Here is a 19,908-nt window from a genome sequence, read left to right as displayed (position 1 = left end):
GGTGCAATCAGCCCCGGCGCGGCGGACTCACTCCCGTGGTCCGAAAAATTCTCCCAGGGTCGCCAGCTCCCGGGTCCGTGGAATGGCAGGCAGGCTCTTGATGAAGGTGGCGCCATAGGGCTTGTTGACCACCCGAGGATCACAAATAACCAGTACACCGTGATCACTGCGATCACGGATGAGCCGCCCCACCCCCTGCTTGAGGGCAATCACCGCCTTGGGCAACTGCAGCTCGGCAAAGGGATCCCCCCCCTTGAGCTTGCAATCCTCCACCCGTGCCTTGAGCTGGGGATCGTCCGGGCTCGCAAAGGGCAGCTTGTCGATGATAACACAGGACAATGCCGCCCCCCGCACGTCTATCCCCTCCCAGAAACTGCTGGTGGCCACCAGCACGGCCCGACCGTTCTCCACGAAGGTCTTGAGCAGCCGCTGCTTGTTGTCTTCCCCTTGCAGCAGGACGGTGCGGCCGATTTCCCGGCGCAGCACCTCGGCCACCTGGCGCATCACCTGATGGCTGGTGCAGAGGAAGAAGCACCCCCCCGGCGTCTTGTTGATGAGGGGGATCATCAGGGTCGCCAGCTGCTCCCCGCGCCCGAAGGCATTGGGCTCTGGCAGGAAACGGGGTACGCACAGGCGCGCCTGCTCGGCGTAATCGAACGGACTGTCGAGAATGAGTTCGGCGCTGCCGGCCAGCCCCATCTCGGCGACAAAGTGGGCGAAGCGATTGTCCACCGTCAAGGTGGCCGAGGTGAAGACCCAGGCCACCTCGGGGCGCTGCACCTCGGCACCGAAGCGCTCGGCGACCGACAGCGGCGTCAGATTGAGGGTAAAGTGCAGACGCGAACAGTCATACCAGTAGGAGAAACCGGTCTGGTTGACCGCCAGCACCTCCCCAAGGCGGGTACGCAGCTCGCTGATGCGCTCGAAACAATGATCCAGCTGCTCCCCTCGCCCGAGCGCCAGTTTCAGCACTTCATAACAGAGCCCGATGGCATCGTTGAGGCGGGCCAGCGCCTGGGCCCAGAGGGATTGTCTCAGCAGATCCCGGGTGTTGCCGCGCCCCCCCTCCACGCCGAAGGCAAGGCGCAAATCCTGACTGGCAATGGCGAGCCTGTCCGCCGCCTTGCCAAGCTGGGCCATGTCATGAGCCTCTGCCCGGTAGGCAAGCTGGATATCCTGCGCCAAATCCTGGATGGTGCGACTGCCCACGGACTTGCCGAAGTAGTGGCTGGCGATCTCGGGCAGCTGGTGCGCCTCGTCGAAGACATAGACCTGCGCCTCGGGCACCAGCTCGCCAAAGCCGGTGTCTTTGACCGCCATGTCGGCGAAAAAGAGATGGTGGTTGATCACCACCACCTGGGCGTCCATGGCACGGCGCCGGGCGATGACCAGGTGACAATCATCGTAATAGGGGCAGTCGCGACCCAGGCAGTTGTCGTTGGTGCTGGTGACGTGGGCAAGGATCTCGGCGTTCTCCTGTAGCCCCGGGATATCCCCCACATCGCCGTTGTCGGTGGCAGTCGACCAGGATTTGACCTTCACGAGATCGCTCAGGATCTCGGGCTTTTGCAGATGGGATTCACTCAACAGCCGGTTCATCCGCTCGATGCAGAGATAATTGCTGCGCCCCTTGAGCAGTGCCACCGGCGGGGTGTAGTGAAGCGCCCCCGTGATGGTGGGCAGATCCCGATAGAAGAGCTGCTCTTGCAGGTTCTTGGACCCGGTACTGATCACCACCCGCTTGCCGGATTCCAGCGCAGGCACCAGATAGGCATAGGTTTTGCCAGTGCCCGTTCCAGCCTCCACCAGCAAGCGGCCACCTTGCTTGATGGCGCGCGACACCGCCTCGGCCATCTCCAGTTGCGGGGCACGGGCCTTGAAGCCGTCGATATGGCGGGCCAGGGGGCCGTCTGGCTTGAACAGGGTCTGGATGATGGTCAAAGGCATGTCCCGCTGCAAAAGCGGGCATTATGCCAAAAGCGCGGAAAAAGCGGGACTGATAATGCGTTCAGACGAAGAGATCAATCCGGTGGTCCGGATCCGGTTTGTGATCATCATCCTGCACCGCTGGTTGATCAGGCTTTGGCGGCTGCTCTCTCTGCTGGTGATGCTGGCCACCGCCGCCATTGTCGGTGCCTATCTTACGCAGCTGATGTTTCTGGCTGATCTGGGTCACCTCCCGCTTGATGTCATCCGGGCTCGGTGTCGAGGGTGCACGGGGCAGGATGGGAAATAACAGGTCCTGGCTGGGCATGATGTCGCCTCCTTTGGCATCTCATTGTCTAGTTATCGACCAGAAAACCGTTTTCTCAACTTTAATCGTCCTGATCACATTTTTCGGTTGCATTTTCTGTCAAGGCAGGTAGTTTAAATCGGGCGTCAACAACGGCATCTGATTTGTAAAGGATTGATTACATCATGAAGTTCACCACCCTGAAGACTCATCATCACCATCATCATCCCGAATAGTCTTTCAGGAGGTTGACTGCTGGAAGACACTTAACTGGTGACTTCCAAAAGGACCGCAAGATTCATAAACCCTCGGAAGCACATACTTCCGAGGGTTTTTTCGTTTTTGACTAAAAGGAAATCGAGCAATGGAAACACAACGTCTGCGCATCGCCATGCAAAAATCCGGTCGTCTGAGCCAGGATTCCCAGGCCCTCTTCAAGAGCTGCGGCCTCAAGATCAACCTGCGGGAACAGCGCCTCATCGCCCATGTCGAGAACATGCCCATCGACATTCTGCGAGTGCGTGATGACGACATCCCGGGTCTGGTGATGGAAGGGGTGGTCGATCTTGGCATCATCGGCGAGAACGTTCTCGAAGAGGTGCAGCTCATTCGCGCAGCCCAGGGGCAGCCCTTTGCGGTGAAGACCCTCAAGCAGCTCGACTTCGGCGGCTGCCGCCTCTCTCTGGCGGTGCCGGACGATGTCAACTACACAGGACCCGAGAGCCTGGCCGACAAGCGCATCGCCACCTCCTACCCCGGTCTGCTCAAGCGCTTCTTCGACGAGAAGGGCCTGGGCTTCAAGAGCGTGATGCTGGGTGGCTCGGTGGAAGTGGCCCCCCGCGCGGGTCTGGCCGATGCCATCTGCGATCTGGTCTCCACCGGCGCGACCCTGGAAGCCAACGGCCTGAAAGAGGTCGAGGTGATCTACCGCTCCAAGGCCGTCCTGGTGCAGGCTCCCAACCCCCTGAACGATGCCAAGCAGAAACTCATCGACAAGCTGCTGCCCCGCATCCAGGGGATGCAGCAGGCGCGCGAAAGCAAATACATCATGCTGCACGCCCCCAAAGACAAGCTCGATGCCATCACCGATCTGCTGCCGGGGGCGGAGCGTCCCACCATCATGCAGCTCGCCGGTGACACCAACCAGGTGGCCCTGCACGTCGTCTCCAGCGAAACCCTGTTCTGGGAGACCATGGAACAGCTCAAGGCCCTGGGTGCCAGCTCCATCCTGGTGCTGCCCATTGAAAAGATGATGGAATAAGCCGAGATGATGGAATAAGGAAGACACATCATGCAGACCCTGATCTGGAAGACCCTCTCCCCCGCCCGGCAAGCCGAGGTCCTGACCCGGCCCGCGCTTGGCGACGAAGCCGACATCGGTACCGTGGTGCGAGACATCATTGCCGCGGTACGTAGCCGGGGCGATGAGGCCCTGCGCGAGCTGAGCCAGCGTTTCGAACGCGCGCCCCGCGAACAGCTTCGGGTGAGCGACGCGGAAGTGGATGCCGCCTGCGCTCGACTCGGTGATGACATCAAGGGTGCCATCGAGGCCGCCATCGCCAATATCCGTACCTTCCACGCCGCCCAGGTACAGCCCGTCGTCCGAGTCGAAACCCAGCCCGGGGTACTGTGCGAGCTGCGCACCCAACCCATCAGCCGGGTCGGCCTCTATGTCCCGGGAGGCAGCGCGCCGCTCCCCTCCACCGTGATGATGCTGGCCATTCCGGCAAGCCTGGCCGGTTGCCGTGAGGTGGTGCTCTGTACCCCGTCTCCGGCGAGCGACGAGATCCTGTTTGCCGCCCGCGCCTGTGGCGTCCGTCAGGTGTTCGCCATCGGCGGCGCCCAGGCCATCGCGGCCATGGCCTATGGCACGCAAACCATCCCCAAGGTGGACAAGATCTTCGGCCCGGGCAACGCCTATGTGACCGAAGCCAAGGGCCAGGTTTCCCGTGACTGGCGGGGCGCCGCCATCGACATGCCAGCCGGCCCCTCCGAGGTGCTGGTGATCGCAGACGAGAGCGCCAACCCGGCCTTCGTGGCATCGGATCTGCTCTCCCAGGCCGAGCACGGCCCCGACAGCCAGGTGGTGCTGGTCACCACCTCCGCTTCCCTGGCCGATGCCATCGGCAGCGAGATCCAGGCGCAACTCGCCGACCTCAGCCGCCGCGACATCGCCGAGCAAGCCCTGAAGGCAAGCCTGGTGATCCTCTGCGACAACCTGGAGGAGGCCTGCGCCATCTCCAACGCCTATGCACCGGAACACCTCATCGTGCAGACCCGGGCCCCCCGGGATCTGCTGGACAAGCTCGAGAACGCGGGCTCCATCTTCCTCGGGGCATGGACACCGGAGTCGGTCGGTGATTACGCCAGCGGCACCAACCACACCCTGCCCACCTACGGCTATGCCCGCACCTGCTCGAGCTTGGGGCTTGCCGACTATCAGCGCCGCTACACGGTTCAAGAGCTCACTGCAGACGGCATTCGCGGCCTTGGCCCCATCGTCCAGCGCATCGCCCAGGCCGAGGGGCTCGATGCCCACAAGCATGCCGTCACCCTCAGGTTGAACGCCCTGGCCGCCGAGCCCCAACAAACAGCACAGCAGAAGGATTTGTCATGAGCATCGTCAATCTGGCCCGTCGCGTTGTGCGGGCTCTCACTCCCTACCAGTCCGCTCGCCGCATCGGCGGCCAGGGCCACGTCTGGCTCAATGCCAACGAGGCCCCCCTGGCCTATCCCTTCACCGTCGAGGGGAGCCGCCTCAACCGCTATCCCGAGTGCCAGCCGGCCGAGGTGGTGAATGGCTATGCCGCCTACGCCGGGGTCAATCCGGATCAGGTGCTGGTAAGCCGCGGTGCCGACGAGGCCATCGAGCTCTTGATCCGCACCTTCTGCGAGGCAGGGGAAGATCAAATCCTCATCTGCCCCCCCACCTACGGCATGTACGCCATCAGCGCCGAGACCTGTGGCGTGGGGATTGTCGAGCAGCCATTGACCGCCAGCCGTCAGCCGGACTGGCCCGCCATCGCCGATCGCCTCTCTGACGTGAAGCTGGTGTTCCTCTGCTCCCCCAACAATCCCACCGGGGATCTGGTGGGCCGCAAGGGACTCGTCGCCCTGCTGGAGAAGGCCCGGGACCGCGCCATCATCGTCGTGGACGAGGCCTACATCGAGTTCTGCCCGGAGGCCTCCGTGGTGGACCTGCTCGCCCAATACCCGAACCTGGTGGTGACCCGCACCCTCTCCAAGGCCTTCGCCCTGGCAGGGATCCGCTGCGGCTTTACTTTGGGGGATCCAGAGGTGATTGCCATGCTGGCCAAGGTGATCGCGCCCTACCCCATTCCCGACCCCATCGCCCAGATTGCCGCCCAGGCGCTCTCTCCCATGGGGCTGGAATTGATGCAGGAGCGGGTGCAGGAGCTCAACAAGCAGAAGGCGCTCATCAAGGCGGAGCTGCTTCGTCTGTCCTGCGTCAAGGAAGTGTTCGAGGACAAAGGCAACTTCGTGCTGGTGCGCTTCAAAGATGGCGCCGCCGTGTTCGCCGCCATGAAGGCCGCCGGCATCATCTTGCGTGATTTCTCCAGCAAGCCTGGCCTTGACAACAGCATCCGCATCACCATCGGCTATCAGGGCGAAATGGACGCCGTGCTCGCCGTGCTGCGTGACCTGCCCCCACCCTCTCTGTAAGACAAGCAAGGATGTAGCGATGAAAACCCCGTTTTTGTTTATCGACCGTGACGGCACCCTGATCGAGGAGCCGGTCACCGACAAGCAGGTGGACAGCCTTGCGAAGCTGCGCTTCGAGCCCATGGTGATACCTGTGCTGCGTGAGCTCCAGGCCGCCGGCTACGTGCTGGTGATGGTGACCAACCAGGATGGGCTCGGCACCGCCAGCCTGCCCCTTGAACACTTCCAGCCGCCCCACGACCTGATGATGCACCTCTTCGAATCCCAGGGCGTCACTTGGGAGCAAGTGCTGATCTGTCCCCACTTCCCCACCGACGGTTGCAGCTGCCGCAAGCCTCACCTTGGGCTGGTGAAGGAGTATCTCGCCTCGGGCCGCATCGACTTTGCCAACTCCTTCGTGATTGGCGACAGACAGACCGACATCCAGCTTGCCGAGAACATGGGCATCCGCGGCATACGCTACCACCCGCAAGATCACGGCTGGACTGCCATTCGTGATCAGCTGCTCTCCAAGGGGCGCGTGGCCGAGGTGGAGCGCTACACCAAGGAGACCCGCATCCAGGTGGCGGTGGATCTCGACAAGAGCGGTGGCAACCAGATCGCCACCGGCATCGGCTTCTTCGATCACATGCTGGATCAGATAGCGACCCACGCGGGCTTTCGCCTCAAGCTCAAAGTGTGCGGCGATCTGCACATCGACGATCACCACACGGTGGAAGATGTGGGATTGGCACTGGGTCAAGCCCTGCGCCAGGCCCTTGGCAACAAGCGCGGCATCGGCCGCTTCGGCTTCGTGCTGGCGATGGACGAGGTGCAGGCGGTGATCGACGGGCGTCCCCGCCAGGAGGCTGACAGCACCTCGCTGACCGAGCTGGACGTGGCCACTGCGCTGGATCTGAGCGGCCGTCCCTACTTCGTGTTCGACTGCCCGAGCGGCTTTGGTCGCGACAGCGTGGGAGAGATGGCCACCGAGATGGTGCCCCACTTCTTCCGCTCCCTCTCTGACGCCATGGCCATCACCTTGCAGATGAAGGTGGGCAGCGGCAACACCCACCATCAGGTGGAGGCGCTGTTCAAAGGCTTTGGCCGCGCCCTGCGCCAGGCCATTCGCGTGGAAGGGAGCGAGCTTCCCTCCAGCAAGGGGGTGCTGTGATGGGGAAACAGAACCTGGTCATCATCGACACCGGCTGCGCCAACCTCGCCTCGGTGCGCATGGCGTTCGAGCGCCTCGGCGTGCAGCCCAGGGTGAGCTGCAAGGCCACCGACATCGAGCAGGCGGACAAACTGATCCTGCCCGGCGTCGGCACCGCCATCGCCGCCATGAAGAACCTCAATGAGCGGGAACTGGTGCCCCTCATTCGCGCCGCCAAGCAGCCGCTGCTCGGTTTTTGCCTCGGCATGCAGATGCTGGCACAGGCCTCGGAAGAGAACATGAGCGCCGATGGCAGCGAAGGAGCGCTCATCGACTGCCTCGGCATCGTGCCTGGCAGGATCCGCCTGATGGAGGTGGGCAACCTGCGCCTGCCCCACATGGGCTGGAACCAGATTGAACACGACGAGACCCACCCGCTACTCAAAGGCATTCCCAGCGGCAGCTACTTCTACTTTGTCCACTCCTATGCGCTGGAGGTGACCGACGCGACCCTGGCGACCTGCGGCTACGGCCTGCCCTTTACCGCCATCGTCGGGCGGGACAACTTCTTTGGCGCCCAATTCCACCCGGAGCGATCCGGCCCGGCCGGTGCCCGCCTACTGCAAAACTTTCTGGAGCTATGACAGGCATGATTATTCCCGCAATCGACCTTATCAACGGTCAGGTCGTGCGCCTCTATCAGGGCGACTACGGCCAGAAAACCGCCTACAGCGACAACCCGCAGGCCCGCTTCGATGACTATGTCAGCCAGGGGGCGGCGCAGCTGCACCTGGTGGATCTGGACGGCGCCAAGGATGCCAAGGCCCGCCAGTTGGCCCTCATCGCCCAGCTGCTGTCCGCCACCGAGGCACCGGTGCAGGTCGGCGGCGGCGTGCGCAGCGAACAGGATGTGGCCGACTTGCTGGCGGCCGGCGCCAGCCGGGTGGTGATCGGTTCCACCGCCGTCAAATCCCCGGATCTGGTGGCCAGCTGGATGGAGAAATATGGCCCCGAGCGCATCGTGCTGGCCCTGGATGTCAACATCGATGAACAGGGCAACCGCCACATCGCAGTGGCTGGCTGGCAGGAGAACAGCGGCATCTCCATCGAGGCGCTGATCGAGCGCTTCCTCCCCGCCGGACTTAAACACGTGCTCTGCACCGACATCAGCCGGGACGGTACCCTGGCGGGCACCAACGTCGAACTCTACCGGGATCTCTGTGCCCGCTACCCGAACGTCGGCTTCCAGGCGTCCGGCGGTATCGGCGGTCTGGCGGATATCGAGGCGCTCAAGGGAACCGGCGTCAAGGGGATCATCCTCGGCCGTGCCCTGCTGGAGGGCAAGTTTGACGTGGCAGAAGCCATTCGCTGCTGGGGTGACGGCCGCGCTGCGTGACGCGCCCCTTTCTGGCATCAGACAGCCTGCCCATCCGGGCAGGCCTCTTTCTCCCCGATGGGGGCGAATCTTATGATTTGGCAGCAATTGGCTCTATACTCGACCTCACAGGGATAGCGTCATGGAAGACATATGTTGACACCTCACAACGCCACCATCCTGATCGTCGACGACTCACCCGAAAATCTGATGGTACTGACCGAATTGCTTTCGCCTCATTACCGCGTGCTGGCTGCACAGAGCGGGGAAAAATGCCTGCGCATCGTCAGCGCGGATCCAAAGCCTGACCTCATCCTGCTGGATGTGATGATGCCCGGCATGGATGGTTATGAAGTGCTCAGGCAATTACGTCAGTCCCCGATCAGCAGCCGTATTCCCGTCGTTCTGCTCACCGCCCTCGCCGACCCCCAAAGCGAGGAGTTCGGCCTCTCCCTCGGCGCCGCCGACTACATCACCAAGCCCATCAAGCCGGTGGTCGTTCAGGCCCGGGTGCGTACCCAGCTGGAGGCAAAGCAGGCCCGTGACGGCCTGCAAAACCAGAATGCGGCGCTGGAAGCCGAGGTCGCGCGGCGAATGGCGGAAAACGACCTGATCCAGCAGGTCTCCATCCGCGCCCTCGCCCATCTGGCGGAGATCCGCGACCCCGAAACCGGCAACCATATCCTGCGCACCCAGGGCTATGTGCGTCTGCTGGCGAGCGCCCTGGCTGATCACCCCCGTTTCGCCGATACCCTGACCCCGGGTTACATCGACCTGCTGAGCCGATCCGCACCGCTTCATGATATCGGCAAGGTGGGCATTCCCGACCACATCCTGCTCAAACCGGGCAAGCTGACCCCGGAGGAGTGGCAGATCATGCGCACCCACGCCAAGCTCGGCAGCGATGCCATCGAGGAGGCCGAACAGGACATGGAGCAGCCCCTGGCCTTCCTCACCCTGGCCAAGGAGATCGCCCACTGGCACCACGAGAAGTGGGATGGCAGCGGCTACCCGGACGGCTTGCAAGGGGACGCCATCCCCCTCTCGGCTCGCCTGATGGCGCTGGCAGACGTGTTTGACGCCCTCATCTGCGCCAGGGTCTACAAGCCGGCCATGAGCTACGACGAGGCTCGCGCCCTCATCCTCTCCGGCAGCGGCCACCATTTCGATCCCGATGTCGTGACCGCCTTCGATCGCCATTTCGACGCGTTCGTCACCATTGCCGAACGCTACCAGGATGGCAGCGAGGCCGTGGATGGCTGAGGCTCCTCTGACCCGGGCACATGTGCTCAACGTCGTGCTCACCTATGCCGCCGTGGCAAGCCTGTGGATCCTGCTCTCCGACAAGGCGGTGGAGTGGCTGTTCAGCACCCCTGCCCAGTTCGCCATGGCAAGCACCATCAAGGGCTGGCTCTTCATCCTCATCACGGCCCTCATGCTTTATGCCATGCTGCGTCGTCGCATCAGCCAGCCAGCGGTGACGCCCGCCCTCTCCCGGCGTCAGTGGATCCCCTTCCTGCTGCTCAACGGGCTCATCCTGGCCCTGACCGCCATGGCCATCGCCCGCAACATCGAACTGACCCGGGACACGGAAGTGGCCCGTCTCGAAGCCATCGCCGATCTCAAAAGCCGGCGCATCACCGAATGGCTCGACAACCGCGATCAGGATGTCCGCCAGATCATCGAGAGCCCGCGTTATGGTGCCCTGCCTCCTGATGGGCTGACGGCAAAGACACAGTGGCTGACACAACTGCAGGACGTCCTCTCGCTGCGTGGATTCCAGGGGGCGACCCTGCTTGATCCTGCCGGCCATATCCTGTGGCAGACCCCGGGGGCTGGCCCCGTGAATAGTCCCCTGCAGGCCGCCCTTTCCCGGGTTGAGGCAGGCAAGGTGCTCAGAGTGGCCCCCTATGTCGATGGAAAGGGATACGCCAGACTGGATTTTCTGGCTCCCCTCGGCCCGTCAGGCCACGGGACCACCGTCCTCGCGCTGCACATCATCGGTACTGACTGGGCCGATCGCATCCTTCGTACCTGGCCCATCCCAGACAGCAGCGGAGAAGCCATTCTGTTTCGCCAGCAGGGGGATCAGGTCCACTATCTGAGTAGCCTGCGCTATCGCCCGGAACCGGCTCTCACCCTGCACTATCCCGTCACCCACCCCACCCTGCTGGCAGCCCAGTATTTGCGGCTCGCCGAACGCGGCACGCCCCAGGTGCTTTATGGCCAGGATTACCGGGGCAGCGAGGTCTTCGGGGTTGTCTATCCGGTCATGAACACGGACTGGTACCTGCTGGCCAAGATCGACAAGGCGGAACTCTACCAGGCCACCTTCAAGGAGAGCGTCTGGATCGGTCTCATCGGCCTGCTGGTGCTCTTTGTCACCAACGCCGGCATCATCCTGCTGCGCCAGCACACCCGGCTGCAGATGGCCGAGCAGCTTCAGCACTCCCAGTCCCAGCGGCTGGAGGCGTTGCAACTGCTCTCCGCCATCGCCGACAGCTCGGAAGACGCCATCTTCGCCAAGAACAAGGAGGGCAGATACATCCTCTTCAACCGGGCCGCCAGCCAGTTTGTCGGCAAGCCGGTTGACGAGGTGCTGGGCCAGGATGATCTGACGCTCTTCCCGCCGCAGCAGGCGCAGATGCTGATGGCATCCGGGCGCCAGGTCATAGAGCGCAACCGGGTGCAGACCGAGGAGGAGTACCTGACCCTGCCCGATGGCGAGCATGTGTTTCTCGCAACCAAAGGCCCCTTGCAAGACAGCGAGGGGCAGGTGATCGGGATCTTCGGCATCTCTCGGGACATCACGGACTTCAAACGGGCCGAGGCCGACTTGCGAGAGCGCGAGGGGCTGTTCCGTGCCCTGGTGGAGCAATCCCTTGCCGGGATCTACATCATCCAGCAGGGTCGGCTCTGCTACATCAACCCCTGTTTTGCCCGACTGTTTGGCTATGACACCCCGGGGGCGCTGATCGCCGTTGGCCAGTTACACGCCCTTGCCGCTCCCAAGGACAGCACCAGGGTCGCCGAGCTGGTGCACGCGTGCGAGCAGGACGCGCGCGATATCCACACCCGCTTCAGTGCCCTGCATCAGCACGGGGAATCCCTGGAGGTCGAGCTGTACGGGCGGCGCGTCGACTACCTCGGCCAGCCCGCCATCATCGGCATTCTGCTCGATGTCACCGAACGGGAGCAGGTTGAACAGGCCCTGACCCGCCAGGCCAGCGAGCTGCGCCAGCAGAACCATGAGCTGGAGCGGTTCAACAAGGTGATGGTGGACAGGGAGCTCGCCATGCTGGCCCTCAAGCACCAGATCAACGGGCTCTCCCGTCAGCTCGGAGTGCCGCCCCCCTATCCCCAGGCCCCCATGCCACCGGAGGATCTCCCATGATGAGCTGGTCACCCCTGTGGCATGTGCGCCCCTCTACCCAGCGCTGGGGGATCTCCCTGCTGGCCGTGCTGCTGCCCGTTCTGATGTTGCAAATCCGTGTCCAGCTGCCCATCGCCTTTGGTGAGCGACCGCTGCTGGTTCTCTTCATGCTGCCCATCATCGTCTGCGCCCTGTTGGGGGGCTTGTTGCCTGGTCTGCTCTGCACCCTGATCACCGCCCTGGTCACCAGCTATTTCATGCTCCCCCCCATCTATTCACTGAGTGTCGAGGCTGGCCAGGATCTGGTGCAATGGTGCCTGCTCATCGCCAACGGTCTGCTCATCAGCGTGCTCAGTGCCGCCTTTCATCGCGCCCGGGCCAGAGAGGTCCTGCGCTGGCAGGAGCTGATGAACACCCAGAACCAGTTGCAGCAGAGCGAGAACCGCTTCCAGGTCACCTTCGAACAGGCAGCGGTCGGCATCGCCCTGGTCTCCCCCGATGGACACTGGCTGCGTGTCAATCAGCGGCTGTGCCACATCCTGGGCTACCGGGCCGACGAGCTCACCGGGATGACGTTCCAGCAGTTGACCCACCCGGACGATCTCTACCTCGATGAGGCCCATGTGGCCCGGATGCTGGCGGGAACTATCCCCCACTACACCCTGGAGAAGCGCTACCTGCACAAGGGGGGCGAGATCATCTGGACCACTCTGACGGTGGCCCTGGTGCGCGACGCCGAAGGCAATCCCGACTACTTCATCTCCATCATCGAGGACAACCGGCAGAACAAGGAGACCGAGGAGGCGCTGCGCCGCAATGAAGCCATACTGCGCGAGTCCCAGCGTCTCGCCAAGATAGGGAACTGGCGCTGGCGCGTGGCCGATGACAGCCACTTCTGGTCACCGGAGATCTATCGCATCTATGGCCGGGATCCGGCCCTCCCCCCCGCCGTCTATCCCGAGGTCAGAAAATACTTCACCCAGGAGGGGTGGCACACGGTGGCCCAGGCCGTCGAGCGCTGCAGGCTGGACGGGCAGCCCTACGAGTGCGATGCCGAAGTGATCACGGAGCAGGGGGAGACCGCCTGGGTCATTGCCCGTGGGGCGGCGCTCAGGGACAGGGATGGCACCATACTCGAGCTCTACGGCACCGTGCAGGACATCACGGAGCGCAAGCTCGCGGAGCAGCGCCTGCAACACAATCAGCAGATGGCGCTCGATACCCAGCGTCGTGCTCGCCTCGCAGCCCTGAACCTGATGGACGACGCCATCAGTGCACGGGTGCGCGCCGAAACCGTCAGCAGCGCCCTGCGCGAGAGCGAACAGCGCCTGCTGATGGCCCAGGAAGGGGCCCATGTCGGCATCTGGGAATGGGACATGGTCAGCAACCGTCTCTTCTTCTCGCCGGAATGCGCCCGCCTCTATGGCCGCAGTGCCGAGGCGCTCGGCGAGCTGGCCGCCTGGCAAGCCTGCCTGCATCCGGATGACAGGCCGCACATCGAGCAGTTGCTGGCGGAGCGGGCGGTCAGCGGCGCCCCCGTCGAGCTGGAGTTCAGGATCCTGCTGCCAGATGGCGGCATCCGCTGGCTGGTGAGCAAAGGGAGCGTCTATCGGGACGCCCAGCAACGGCCCGTGCGCCTCCTTGGCATCCATCTGGACATCACCCAGAGCAAGCTGGCCGAGCAGCAGTTGCGCCAGTTGTCCCTGGCCCTCGAACAGAGCCCTGACGGCGTCTTCATCACCGACACCCGGGCGCGCATCGAGTACGTCAACCCCGCCTTCCTCGCCGCCAGCGGTTACCAGCAGCACGAGGTGATAGGCCGGACCCCGTCCCTGCTGCGCTCTGGCCTCACCCCGGATGCCAGCTATGTCGCCCTGTGGGATGCCATCAACCACGGCCAGCGCTGGCATGGCGAATTCATCAACCAGCGCAAGGATGGCTCCCACTACCAGGTGCTGGCCACGGTGTCGCCGATCCGCCAGGAGAGCGGTGAAATCACCCACTACGTCACGGTCCAGGCCGACATCACCGAGAAGAAACAGCTCGGCGAGGAGCTGGACCAGTATCGCTACCACCTGGAGGAGATGGTCAACGAGCGCACCCGGCAGCTGGCCCAGGCCCACCAGCGGGCCGAAAGTGCCAACCACGCCAAGAGCGCCTTCCTTGCCAACATGAGCCACGAGATCCGCACCCCCATGAATGCCATCCTGGGGCTCACCTATCTGCTCAAGCGCGACACCCGGGATCCCACCGACCTCGAACGGCTGACCAAGATAGACACTGCCGCCCAGCACCTGCTCAGCATCCTCAACGACATCCTGGATCTCTCCAAGATCGATGCGGGCAAGATGACGCTGGAGCTGACCGATTTCACCCTCACCGCCATGCTGGACAACGTCCGCGCCCTGATGAACGACCAGGCCAGGGCCAAGGGGCTCACCATAGTGACGGACATCGGCGATACCCCCGCCTGGGTGCACGGCGACATCACCCGCCTGCGCCAGGCCCTGCTCAACTATGCGACCAACGCCATCAAGTTCACCGAGCAGGGAACCGTCACCCTGCGCGTCAGGCTGGCCCGCCCCCTCACCACCGGCTACCTGCTGCGCTTCGAGGTGGAAGATACCGGCATCGGCATCACCCCTGCGCAGCGCGAGAAGCTGTTCCAGGCGTTCGAACAGGCGGATGTCTCCACCACTCGCAGATATGGCGGCACTGGCCTTGGCCTTGCAATCACCAGCCGGATCGCCGCCCTGATGGGGGGTGAGGTCGGAGTCACCAGCGAGCCAGGCCAGGGAAGCTGCTTCTGGTTTACCGCCAGGCTGTTCAAGGCAAAAGAGGACGCTCCTTCCCGGACCCCGTCCGAGCAGGGGAACCAACAGGCCTTCAGCTTCCCTCGCCACGCCCGGATCCTGCTGGTGGAAGACAACGCCATCAACCGGGAAGTGGTGCTCGAGCTCCTGTGCCACAGCGGCCTCGTCATCGAGACGGCCGTCAACGGCCAGGAGGCCCTGGCCCTCGTCAGCCAGCACCCCTTCGACCTCATCCTGATGGACATACAGATGCCAGTGATGGATGGCTACAGCGCCACCCGCGCCATCCGGGCCCTGCCCGGCATGGACAGGCTGCCCATCCTGGCGCTCACCGCCAGCGCCTTCGAGGAGGACAGAAAGGCGAGCGCATCGGCCGGCATGAACGATTTCATTGCCAAGCCCGTCACCCCCGCCAAGCTGTTTGAAGCCCTGCAGCGCTGGCTGCCCCAAGGCAAGGTCCCCGAGCTTGCCCCGGACGACAGCACTCGCCATCCCGTGACAGGCCCCCTTGCCCGCCTGCAGGCACACCCGGGTCTGGATCTCGACCAGGGGCTGGCGGCCCTCAACGGCAATCAGGAGAAATACCTGGCCCTGCTTCGCGACTTCATCCATGAGCATGGCCAGGACATGACCCGGCTGCACCGCCACTTGCAGGCCGGGGAGCACAGCGATGCAACCCGCATGGTCCATAGCCTGCGCGGCGTGGCGAGCACCCTGGGGGCACATGAGCTGTCGCGCCACTGCCTGGCCCTGGAGCAGGCCATCGCGGACGGCAACACTGAGCCCACCGGACTCATGTCATCCATCGATGAAGAGATCGCCGCCCTTTGCGCTCTGCTCGGGGACGATCTCGCCGCCCCGACCACCGATCTGGTGCCTCTGGGGGATCAGTGGCGCCAGCAACTGCTGGGCCAGATGGAAGCCCTGCTGGTGCAAAGCGACACCGCCGTGATCCCCCTCTACGAGCAGTATTCCGGTCCCCTTCGCCTCATGCTGGGGTCTCGCAGCGACACCCTGACCAGGCAACTGAAGGCGTTTGATTTTGATGCCGCCCTGCTCACCCTGCGCCAGCATATGGCAACGGACGAGACCCACCCGGACGATCGGGCTCCCCTCCCCGAGGCGCCAGCCTGCCATCCGGGGCAGGTCAAGGGCGACAAAGGGTTGAATCACTGAATGAAGTCATGCATATAGTGGGGTGCCCAGAGGCGACGAGACGGCCTGCCGGGCCTGTCGTTTCTCCCTTCATGGGCCCCCGTTCAAGGCATGCCAACCGTGTTCCCGTCCGCCGCCCGGGCCAACGCCGGCGGCAGAACGACGTTTCTTTAACCGTGCTTTACATGGAGCAATGAGCATGTTGTCAAAGCGTATTATCCCCTGTCTCGACGTCAAAGATGGCGTGGTGGTCAAGGGCGTGCAGTTTCGCAACCACGAGGTGATGGGCGGCATTGTCGACCTCGCCCGCCGCTACGCCGCCGAGGGCGCCGATGAGCTGGTCTTCTATGACATCACCGCCTCGAGCGACGAACGGGTAGTGGACAAGAGCTGGGTAAGCCGGGTGGCGGAAGTCATCGACATCCCCTTCTGCGTCGCCGGCGGCATCAAAAGCGTGGAGGATGCCCGCCAGATCCTGGAATTCGGTGCCGACAAGGTCTCCATCAACTCCCCCGCCCTGGCCGATCCCACCCTGATCACCCGGCTCGCCGAGCGCTTCGGCGTGCAGTGCGTGGTGGTGGGTATCGACTCCTACTTCGATGCCGCCCTCGGTCAATATCAGGTCAAACAGTTTACCGGCGACGAGAGCCGCACCCGCACCACCACCTGGACCACCCTGGAGTGGGTACAGGAAGTGCAGCGCCGGGGCGCGGGAGAGATAGTGCTCAACGTGATGAACCAGGACGGCATGCGTCAGGGGTACGACCTTGAGCAGCTCAAGCTGGTGCGCGCCGTGTGCAAGGTGCCCCTCATCGCCTCCGGCGGCGCCGGGGCCATGGAGCACTTTCGCGATGCCTTTACCCTGGCCGACGTGGACGGGGCGCTGGCCGCCTCCGTGTTCCACAAGGGCCTCATTCCCATTCCCGAATTGAAACGCTGGCTGAAAAACGAAGGAGTCGCCATCCGTGAATAATCAAGCAGTAGACAATGCATTGCCGCTGGCCGAGCGCCTGGACTGGGCCAAGTGTGAGGGCATGATCCCCGCCATCGTCCAGCATTCCCTCAGCGGCGAAGTGCTGATGCAGGGCTTCATGACCCGCGAGGCGCTGGAAAAGACCCAGACCACCGGCCAGGTCACCTTCTTCAGCCGCAGCAAGCAGCGCCTGTGGACCAAGGGCGAGAGCTCGGGTCATGTGCTCAAGCTCGTCGCCATCACCACCGACTGCGATCAGGACTCCCTGCTCATTGCCGCCGACCCGGTCGGCCCCACCTGCCATCTGGGCAACCCCTCCTGCTTCGACGGCCACCCCGTGCCGCCGCTCGGCTTCCTGGCCGAGCTCGAACAGATCCTGGCATCACGCAAAGGGGCAGATCCCGCCACCAGCTACACCGCCAGCCTCTATGGCAAAGGCACCAAGCGCATCGCCCAGAAGGTGGGTGAAGAGGGGGTGGAAGTGGCCCTGGCCGCCATGGCGAAAGACAGGGAAGAGCTCATCAACGAATCCGCTGACCTGCTCTACCACCTGACAGTCTTGCTGCAAAACGAAGGCTTGGGTTTGAAGGATGTGGTGCAGCGCCTGCATGAGCGCCACACCAAGTAATTATTGAATTCTGTTCAACAAAACGGGCCCTGTGGGCCCGTTTCATTTCATGATTGCCCCCTCGCCGGGGGATGGCAGGCCCCGCGCCGCCCTCAGCCGATACGGGTCCAGAAGCTCATGTTGACCGAGTGATGGTCAAGCAGGGTCAGGTACTCCCCTGCCACGTCGTTGTGCAGCCACTGCTGGCAATAGGCTTCCACCAGCGACTGGCTGGGGGCCATCACCACATCGGCATAGAGGCCGTCGGCGCCGCGCAGCAGGCAGTGCATGATGAGCTCGGATTGCTGAAGAAGAAACTCGGACTCGACCCGCCGTGACAGGGCGAGCAAATCCGCCTCCGTCACCCCTTCCCTGAGCCTGAAGGTGGCAAATTCGACGCCCCCTGCCTGTTGCATGTCACCCTTGATGATCATCTCGTTTTCTCCGTTGTGGATGGTCTGGAGAACCCAGCATAACGAAGGGCTACTGACAGCCTTGTGTCAGTCCTGAATGACTTTTTCGGCGCCACTGCGCCCAGGGGGAAACGCATCCGACTGGCGCAGGGCAAGGTAATCGGCCAGGGTCGCGCCAGGGGGCGCCCCTTCCCCCTGACGGCACGGCGCCAGGGTGTCGATGCGATCCACCCTGAAATCCCGGTAGGCCCGGCGCAGCGCACACCAGGCGCCGAGCGTCCAGCATCCGCCCCAGTAGAAGAGCCCGAGGGGAAAGAGCTGGCGTTCCGTCCTGCTGGCGCTGGCATCCCGGTAGCCAATGTGCAGCCAGTGACCGGCCGTGATGGCGTCGTGCAACCTGTCCCAGCGAGCGTATGCAGGCTGCGCCGTGGAATAGTCAGGCACCCGCACCACGGGGACGCGAGGTGCCCGAGCCTCCTTGGCGGGCAGGGCCGCCTCAATCTTGGCGAGCAGGGCGCGGGCCGGATCGGCCATCCCCTTGCCCGTCAGCACCGCCACCAGGTTCACCCCGGTGATGAGGGCCTCCAGCTCGGTCGCACTCAGTTGCAACGGTGCCATTTCGAACCCCTCGCTCAGCCGATAGCCCAGCCCGGCTTCCCCGTAAACCGGAATGCCCGCCAAAGAGAGATCGTCGATATAGCGGTAGATGGTGCGCTCCGACACGCACAGGCGCGTCGCCAGCTCCCGGGCGGTCAGGGGTTGATGCGCCCGCAGCAGGTTGGTCAGTTGAAACAGACGGTCCGATTTTCTCACAGGCATCCTCAGGCTGGCGGGACATGGCGGCCATGGTAAGCCGGGACGGGCTCGAAAGGCACGTCTTGTTGGCTGGCGACCGCTACCGGCGAGGCCCTGCTTCTTTGCATCGCGCAACACAAAACGGGCCCGCAGGCCCGTTGATGGCGCGGCGCCTTTGTCGTCACGCCAACTGCTTGCGCAGCATGAATTTTTGCACCTTGCCGGTGGAGGTCTTGGGCAGCGGGGTGAAGATGATGTGCTTGGGGGCCTTGAAGTGGGCCATCTGCTCGCGGCAGAACGCAATGAGCTCGGCCTGGGTGAGCTCGCGCCCCTCCTTGAGCTTGACGAAGGCGCAGGGCACCTCCCCCCAGGTCTCGTCCGGCATGGCGATCACCGCGGCTTCTTCCACATCGGGGTGGCGATAGAGCACGTCCTCCACCTCCAGGCTGGAAATGTTCTCCCCGCCGGAGATGATGATGTCCTTGGATCTGTCCTTGATCTCCACATAGCCGTCCGGGTGCCAGACCGCGAGATCCCCGCTTCGAAACCATCCCTGTGCCATCGCCTCCTCGCTCGCCGACGGGTTCTTGAGGTAGCCCTTCATGACGATGTTGCCCCGCAGCACTATCTCTCCCAGGGTCTTGCCATCCATGGGAACCGGCTCGCCGCTGACGGGGTTGATGACCCGCATCTCCCCTTGCAGGGGGGAGGCCACCCCCTGGCGCGCCTTGAGACGGGAGAGGGTGGTGGCATCCTGCCCCTGCCAGCGTCTTTGCGGCTCGCACACCACGCAGGGGCCATAGGTTTTGGTGAGGCCATAGACATGGGTCACGGCGATCCCCATGGCCTCCATGCCGGCGATCACGGTGGCGGGCGGCGCAGCCCCCGCCGTCATCGCCTTGACGGGGTGGTCGAGTCCCTGCTTGAGGGCCGGATCGGCATTGTTGAGCATATTGAGCACGATGGGGGCGGCGCAGAAATGGCTCACCTTGTGTTCGCGCAGCGCCCCGTAGATGGCCGCCGCCTGCACGTGGCGCAGACAGACGCTCACCCCGGCGGTGGCCGCCAGGGTCCAGGGGAAGCACCAGCCGTTGCAGTGGAACATCGGCAGGGTCCAGAGGTAGACCGGGTGCTTGGGCAGCTCCCAGGAGAGGGCATTGTTGACCGCATTGAGGTGGGCGCCGCGATGGTGATAGACCACCCCCTTGGGGTTCCCCGTGGTGCCGGAGGTGTAGTTGAGGGAATTGACATCCTCCCCCACCTTAGCGCTTCGCGTCACAGGAGGGGGATTCCCATTACTGGGTGATAGCTGCTCGCGCAGTACCGGGTTCCTGCTTCATCGGGCGGCCTGATTG

At 63.7% G+C, this 19,908-nt stretch carries 16 protein-coding genes and 1 other annotated feature; of the genes, 11 read left to right on the top strand and 5 right to left on the bottom strand.

The annotated features are described in order from the left end of the window. Positions 1-27: 27 nt before the first annotated feature. Entirely contained in the window at positions 28-1,947 is a 1,920-nt protein-coding gene (locus PG883_RS15085; RefSeq protein ID WP_042017607.1) for an ATP-dependent DNA helicase, read from the bottom strand. 61 nt (positions 1,948-2,008) lie between these two features. Further along, positions 2,009-2,254: a hypothetical protein gene (locus PG883_RS15080; protein WP_010674695.1), complete on the bottom strand. Its 246-nt coding sequence runs from the start codon at positions 2,252-2,254 to the stop codon at positions 2,009-2,011. Positions 2,255-2,444: 190 nt separating this feature from the next. Further along, positions 2,445-2,573, top strand: a sequence feature (His leader region). A 24-nt stretch (positions 2,574-2,597) separates the two neighbouring features. On the opposite strand from PG883_RS15080, the gene hisG reads away from it, so the two are divergent. The 11 genes from hisG to hisIE all read left to right on the top strand — a co-directional run bounded on the left by hisG (position 2,598) and on the right by hisIE (position 17,366). Further along, a complete protein-coding gene (gene hisG / locus PG883_RS15075; RefSeq protein ID WP_041211400.1) occupies positions 2,598-3,494 on the top strand; it encodes an ATP phosphoribosyltransferase in 897 nt (298 codons plus the stop codon). Positions 3,495-3,524: 30 nt separating this feature from the next. Then, positions 3,525-4,850, top strand: a complete 1,326-nt coding sequence (hisD, locus tag PG883_RS15070) for a histidinol dehydrogenase (RefSeq protein WP_041211399.1) — start codon at positions 3,525-3,527, stop codon at positions 4,848-4,850. After that, entirely contained in the window at positions 4,847-5,917 is a 1,071-nt protein-coding gene (gene hisC, locus PG883_RS15065; protein WP_069651239.1) for a histidinol-phosphate transaminase, read from the top strand. Before hisD ends, hisC begins: the two co-directional genes overlap by 4 nt. A gap of 19 nt (positions 5,918-5,936) precedes the next feature. Further along, a complete protein-coding gene (gene hisB, locus PG883_RS15060; RefSeq protein ID WP_102948496.1) occupies positions 5,937-7,070 on the top strand; it encodes a bifunctional histidinol-phosphatase/imidazoleglycerol-phosphate dehydratase HisB in 1,134 nt (377 codons plus the stop codon). Further along, positions 7,070-7,693 carry an imidazole glycerol phosphate synthase subunit HisH gene (hisH, locus tag PG883_RS15055; protein WP_143237506.1) on the top strand — a complete coding sequence of 208 codons (624 nt, stop codon included), beginning with the start codon at positions 7,070-7,072 and terminating at the stop codon, positions 7,691-7,693. The genes hisB and hisH overlap by 1 nt, the downstream gene beginning before the upstream one ends. A 5-nt stretch (positions 7,694-7,698) precedes the next feature. Beyond that, on the top strand, positions 7,699-8,445 hold the full coding sequence (gene hisA / locus PG883_RS15050) for a 1-(5-phosphoribosyl)-5-[(5-phosphoribosylamino)methylideneamino]imidazole-4-carboxamide isomerase (protein WP_143237505.1): 747 nt from the start codon (positions 7,699-7,701) through the stop codon (positions 8,443-8,445). Positions 8,446-8,577: 132 nt separating this feature from the next. After that, entirely contained in the window at positions 8,578-9,687 is a 1,110-nt protein-coding gene (locus PG883_RS15045; protein WP_010674688.1) for a response regulator, read from the top strand. Then, on the top strand, positions 9,680-11,818 hold the full coding sequence (locus PG883_RS15040) for a PAS domain-containing protein (protein ID WP_113978458.1): 2,139 nt from the start codon (positions 9,680-9,682) through the stop codon (positions 11,816-11,818). The genes PG883_RS15045 and PG883_RS15040 overlap by 8 nt, the downstream gene beginning before the upstream one ends. Continuing rightward, entirely contained in the window at positions 11,815-15,786 is a 3,972-nt protein-coding gene (locus tag PG883_RS15035) for a PAS domain S-box protein (protein WP_182721844.1), read from the top strand. Before PG883_RS15040 ends, PG883_RS15035 begins: the two co-directional genes overlap by 4 nt. A gap of 178 nt (positions 15,787-15,964) precedes the next feature. Beyond that, positions 15,965-16,738: an imidazole glycerol phosphate synthase subunit HisF gene (gene hisF / locus PG883_RS15030; RefSeq protein WP_042881382.1), complete on the top strand. Its 774-nt coding sequence runs from the start codon at positions 15,965-15,967 to the stop codon at positions 16,736-16,738. Beyond that, positions 16,731-17,366 (top strand): bifunctional phosphoribosyl-AMP cyclohydrolase/phosphoribosyl-ATP diphosphatase HisIE, encoded by a 636-nt coding sequence (gene hisIE / locus PG883_RS15025; RefSeq protein WP_029314506.1) that lies wholly within the window; start codon positions 16,731-16,733, stop codon positions 17,364-17,366. Before hisF ends, hisIE begins: the two co-directional genes overlap by 8 nt. Before the next feature lie 92 nt (positions 17,367-17,458). Here the strand turns inward: hisIE and PG883_RS15020 are convergent, their stop codons facing one another. The 3 genes from PG883_RS15020 to PG883_RS15010 form a co-directional block, all read right to left on the bottom strand. Next, the gene (locus PG883_RS15020; protein WP_143237504.1) at positions 17,459-17,779 is read right to left on the bottom strand and encodes a hypothetical protein; all 321 of its coding nucleotides are present in this window, start codon (positions 17,777-17,779) and stop codon (positions 17,459-17,461) included. A gap of 66 nt (positions 17,780-17,845) precedes the next feature. Further along, on the bottom strand, positions 17,846-18,544 hold the full coding sequence (locus PG883_RS15015; protein WP_181023102.1) for a helix-turn-helix transcriptional regulator: 699 nt from the start codon (positions 18,542-18,544) through the stop codon (positions 17,846-17,848). Between the two features lie 190 nt (positions 18,545-18,734). Further along, positions 18,735-19,832 carry an AMP-binding protein gene (locus PG883_RS15010; RefSeq protein WP_257710145.1) on the bottom strand — a complete coding sequence of 366 codons (1,098 nt, stop codon included), beginning with the start codon at positions 19,830-19,832 and terminating at the stop codon, positions 18,735-18,737. Positions 19,833-19,908 lie beyond the last annotated feature (76 nt).

The organism is Aeromonas sp. QDB25 (assembly GCF_027707725.1).
In the GTDB taxonomy this organism is placed as follows: Bacteria; Pseudomonadota; Gammaproteobacteria; order Enterobacterales; family Aeromonadaceae; genus Aeromonas; species Aeromonas caviae.
This window is presented reverse-complemented; position numbering and strand designations above follow the sequence as displayed.

Excerpts from the sequence above, each read along its gene's own strand:
- PG883_RS15085 (WP_042017607.1), bottom strand. The coding sequence starts at position 1,947 with ATGCCTTTGACCATCATCCAGACCCTGTTCAAGCCAGACGGCCCCCTG.
- PG883_RS15080 (WP_010674695.1), bottom strand. The coding sequence starts at position 2,254 with ATGCCCAGCCAGGACCTGTTATTTCCCATCCTGCCCCGTGCACCCTCG.
- hisG (WP_041211400.1), top strand. The coding sequence starts at position 2,598 with ATGGAAACACAACGTCTGCGCATCGCCATGCAAAAATCCGGTCGTCTG.
- hisD (WP_041211399.1), top strand. The coding sequence starts at position 3,525 with ATGCAGACCCTGATCTGGAAGACCCTCTCCCCCGCCCGGCAAGCCGAG.
- hisC (WP_069651239.1), top strand. The coding sequence starts at position 4,847 with ATGAGCATCGTCAATCTGGCCCGTCGCGTTGTGCGGGCTCTCACTCCC.
- hisB (WP_102948496.1), top strand. The coding sequence starts at position 5,937 with ATGAAAACCCCGTTTTTGTTTATCGACCGTGACGGCACCCTGATCGAG.
- hisH (WP_143237506.1), top strand. The coding sequence starts at position 7,070 with ATGGGGAAACAGAACCTGGTCATCATCGACACCGGCTGCGCCAACCTC.
- hisA (WP_143237505.1), top strand. The coding sequence starts at position 7,699 with ATGATTATTCCCGCAATCGACCTTATCAACGGTCAGGTCGTGCGCCTC.
- PG883_RS15045 (WP_010674688.1), top strand. The coding sequence starts at position 8,578 with ATGTTGACACCTCACAACGCCACCATCCTGATCGTCGACGACTCACCC.
- PG883_RS15040 (WP_113978458.1), top strand. The coding sequence starts at position 9,680 with ATGGCTGAGGCTCCTCTGACCCGGGCACATGTGCTCAACGTCGTGCTC.
- PG883_RS15035 (WP_182721844.1), top strand. The coding sequence starts at position 11,815 with ATGATGAGCTGGTCACCCCTGTGGCATGTGCGCCCCTCTACCCAGCGC.
- hisF (WP_042881382.1), top strand. The coding sequence starts at position 15,965 with ATGTTGTCAAAGCGTATTATCCCCTGTCTCGACGTCAAAGATGGCGTG.
- PG883_RS15020 (WP_143237504.1), bottom strand. The coding sequence starts at position 17,779 with ATGATCATCAAGGGTGACATGCAACAGGCAGGGGGCGTCGAATTTGCC.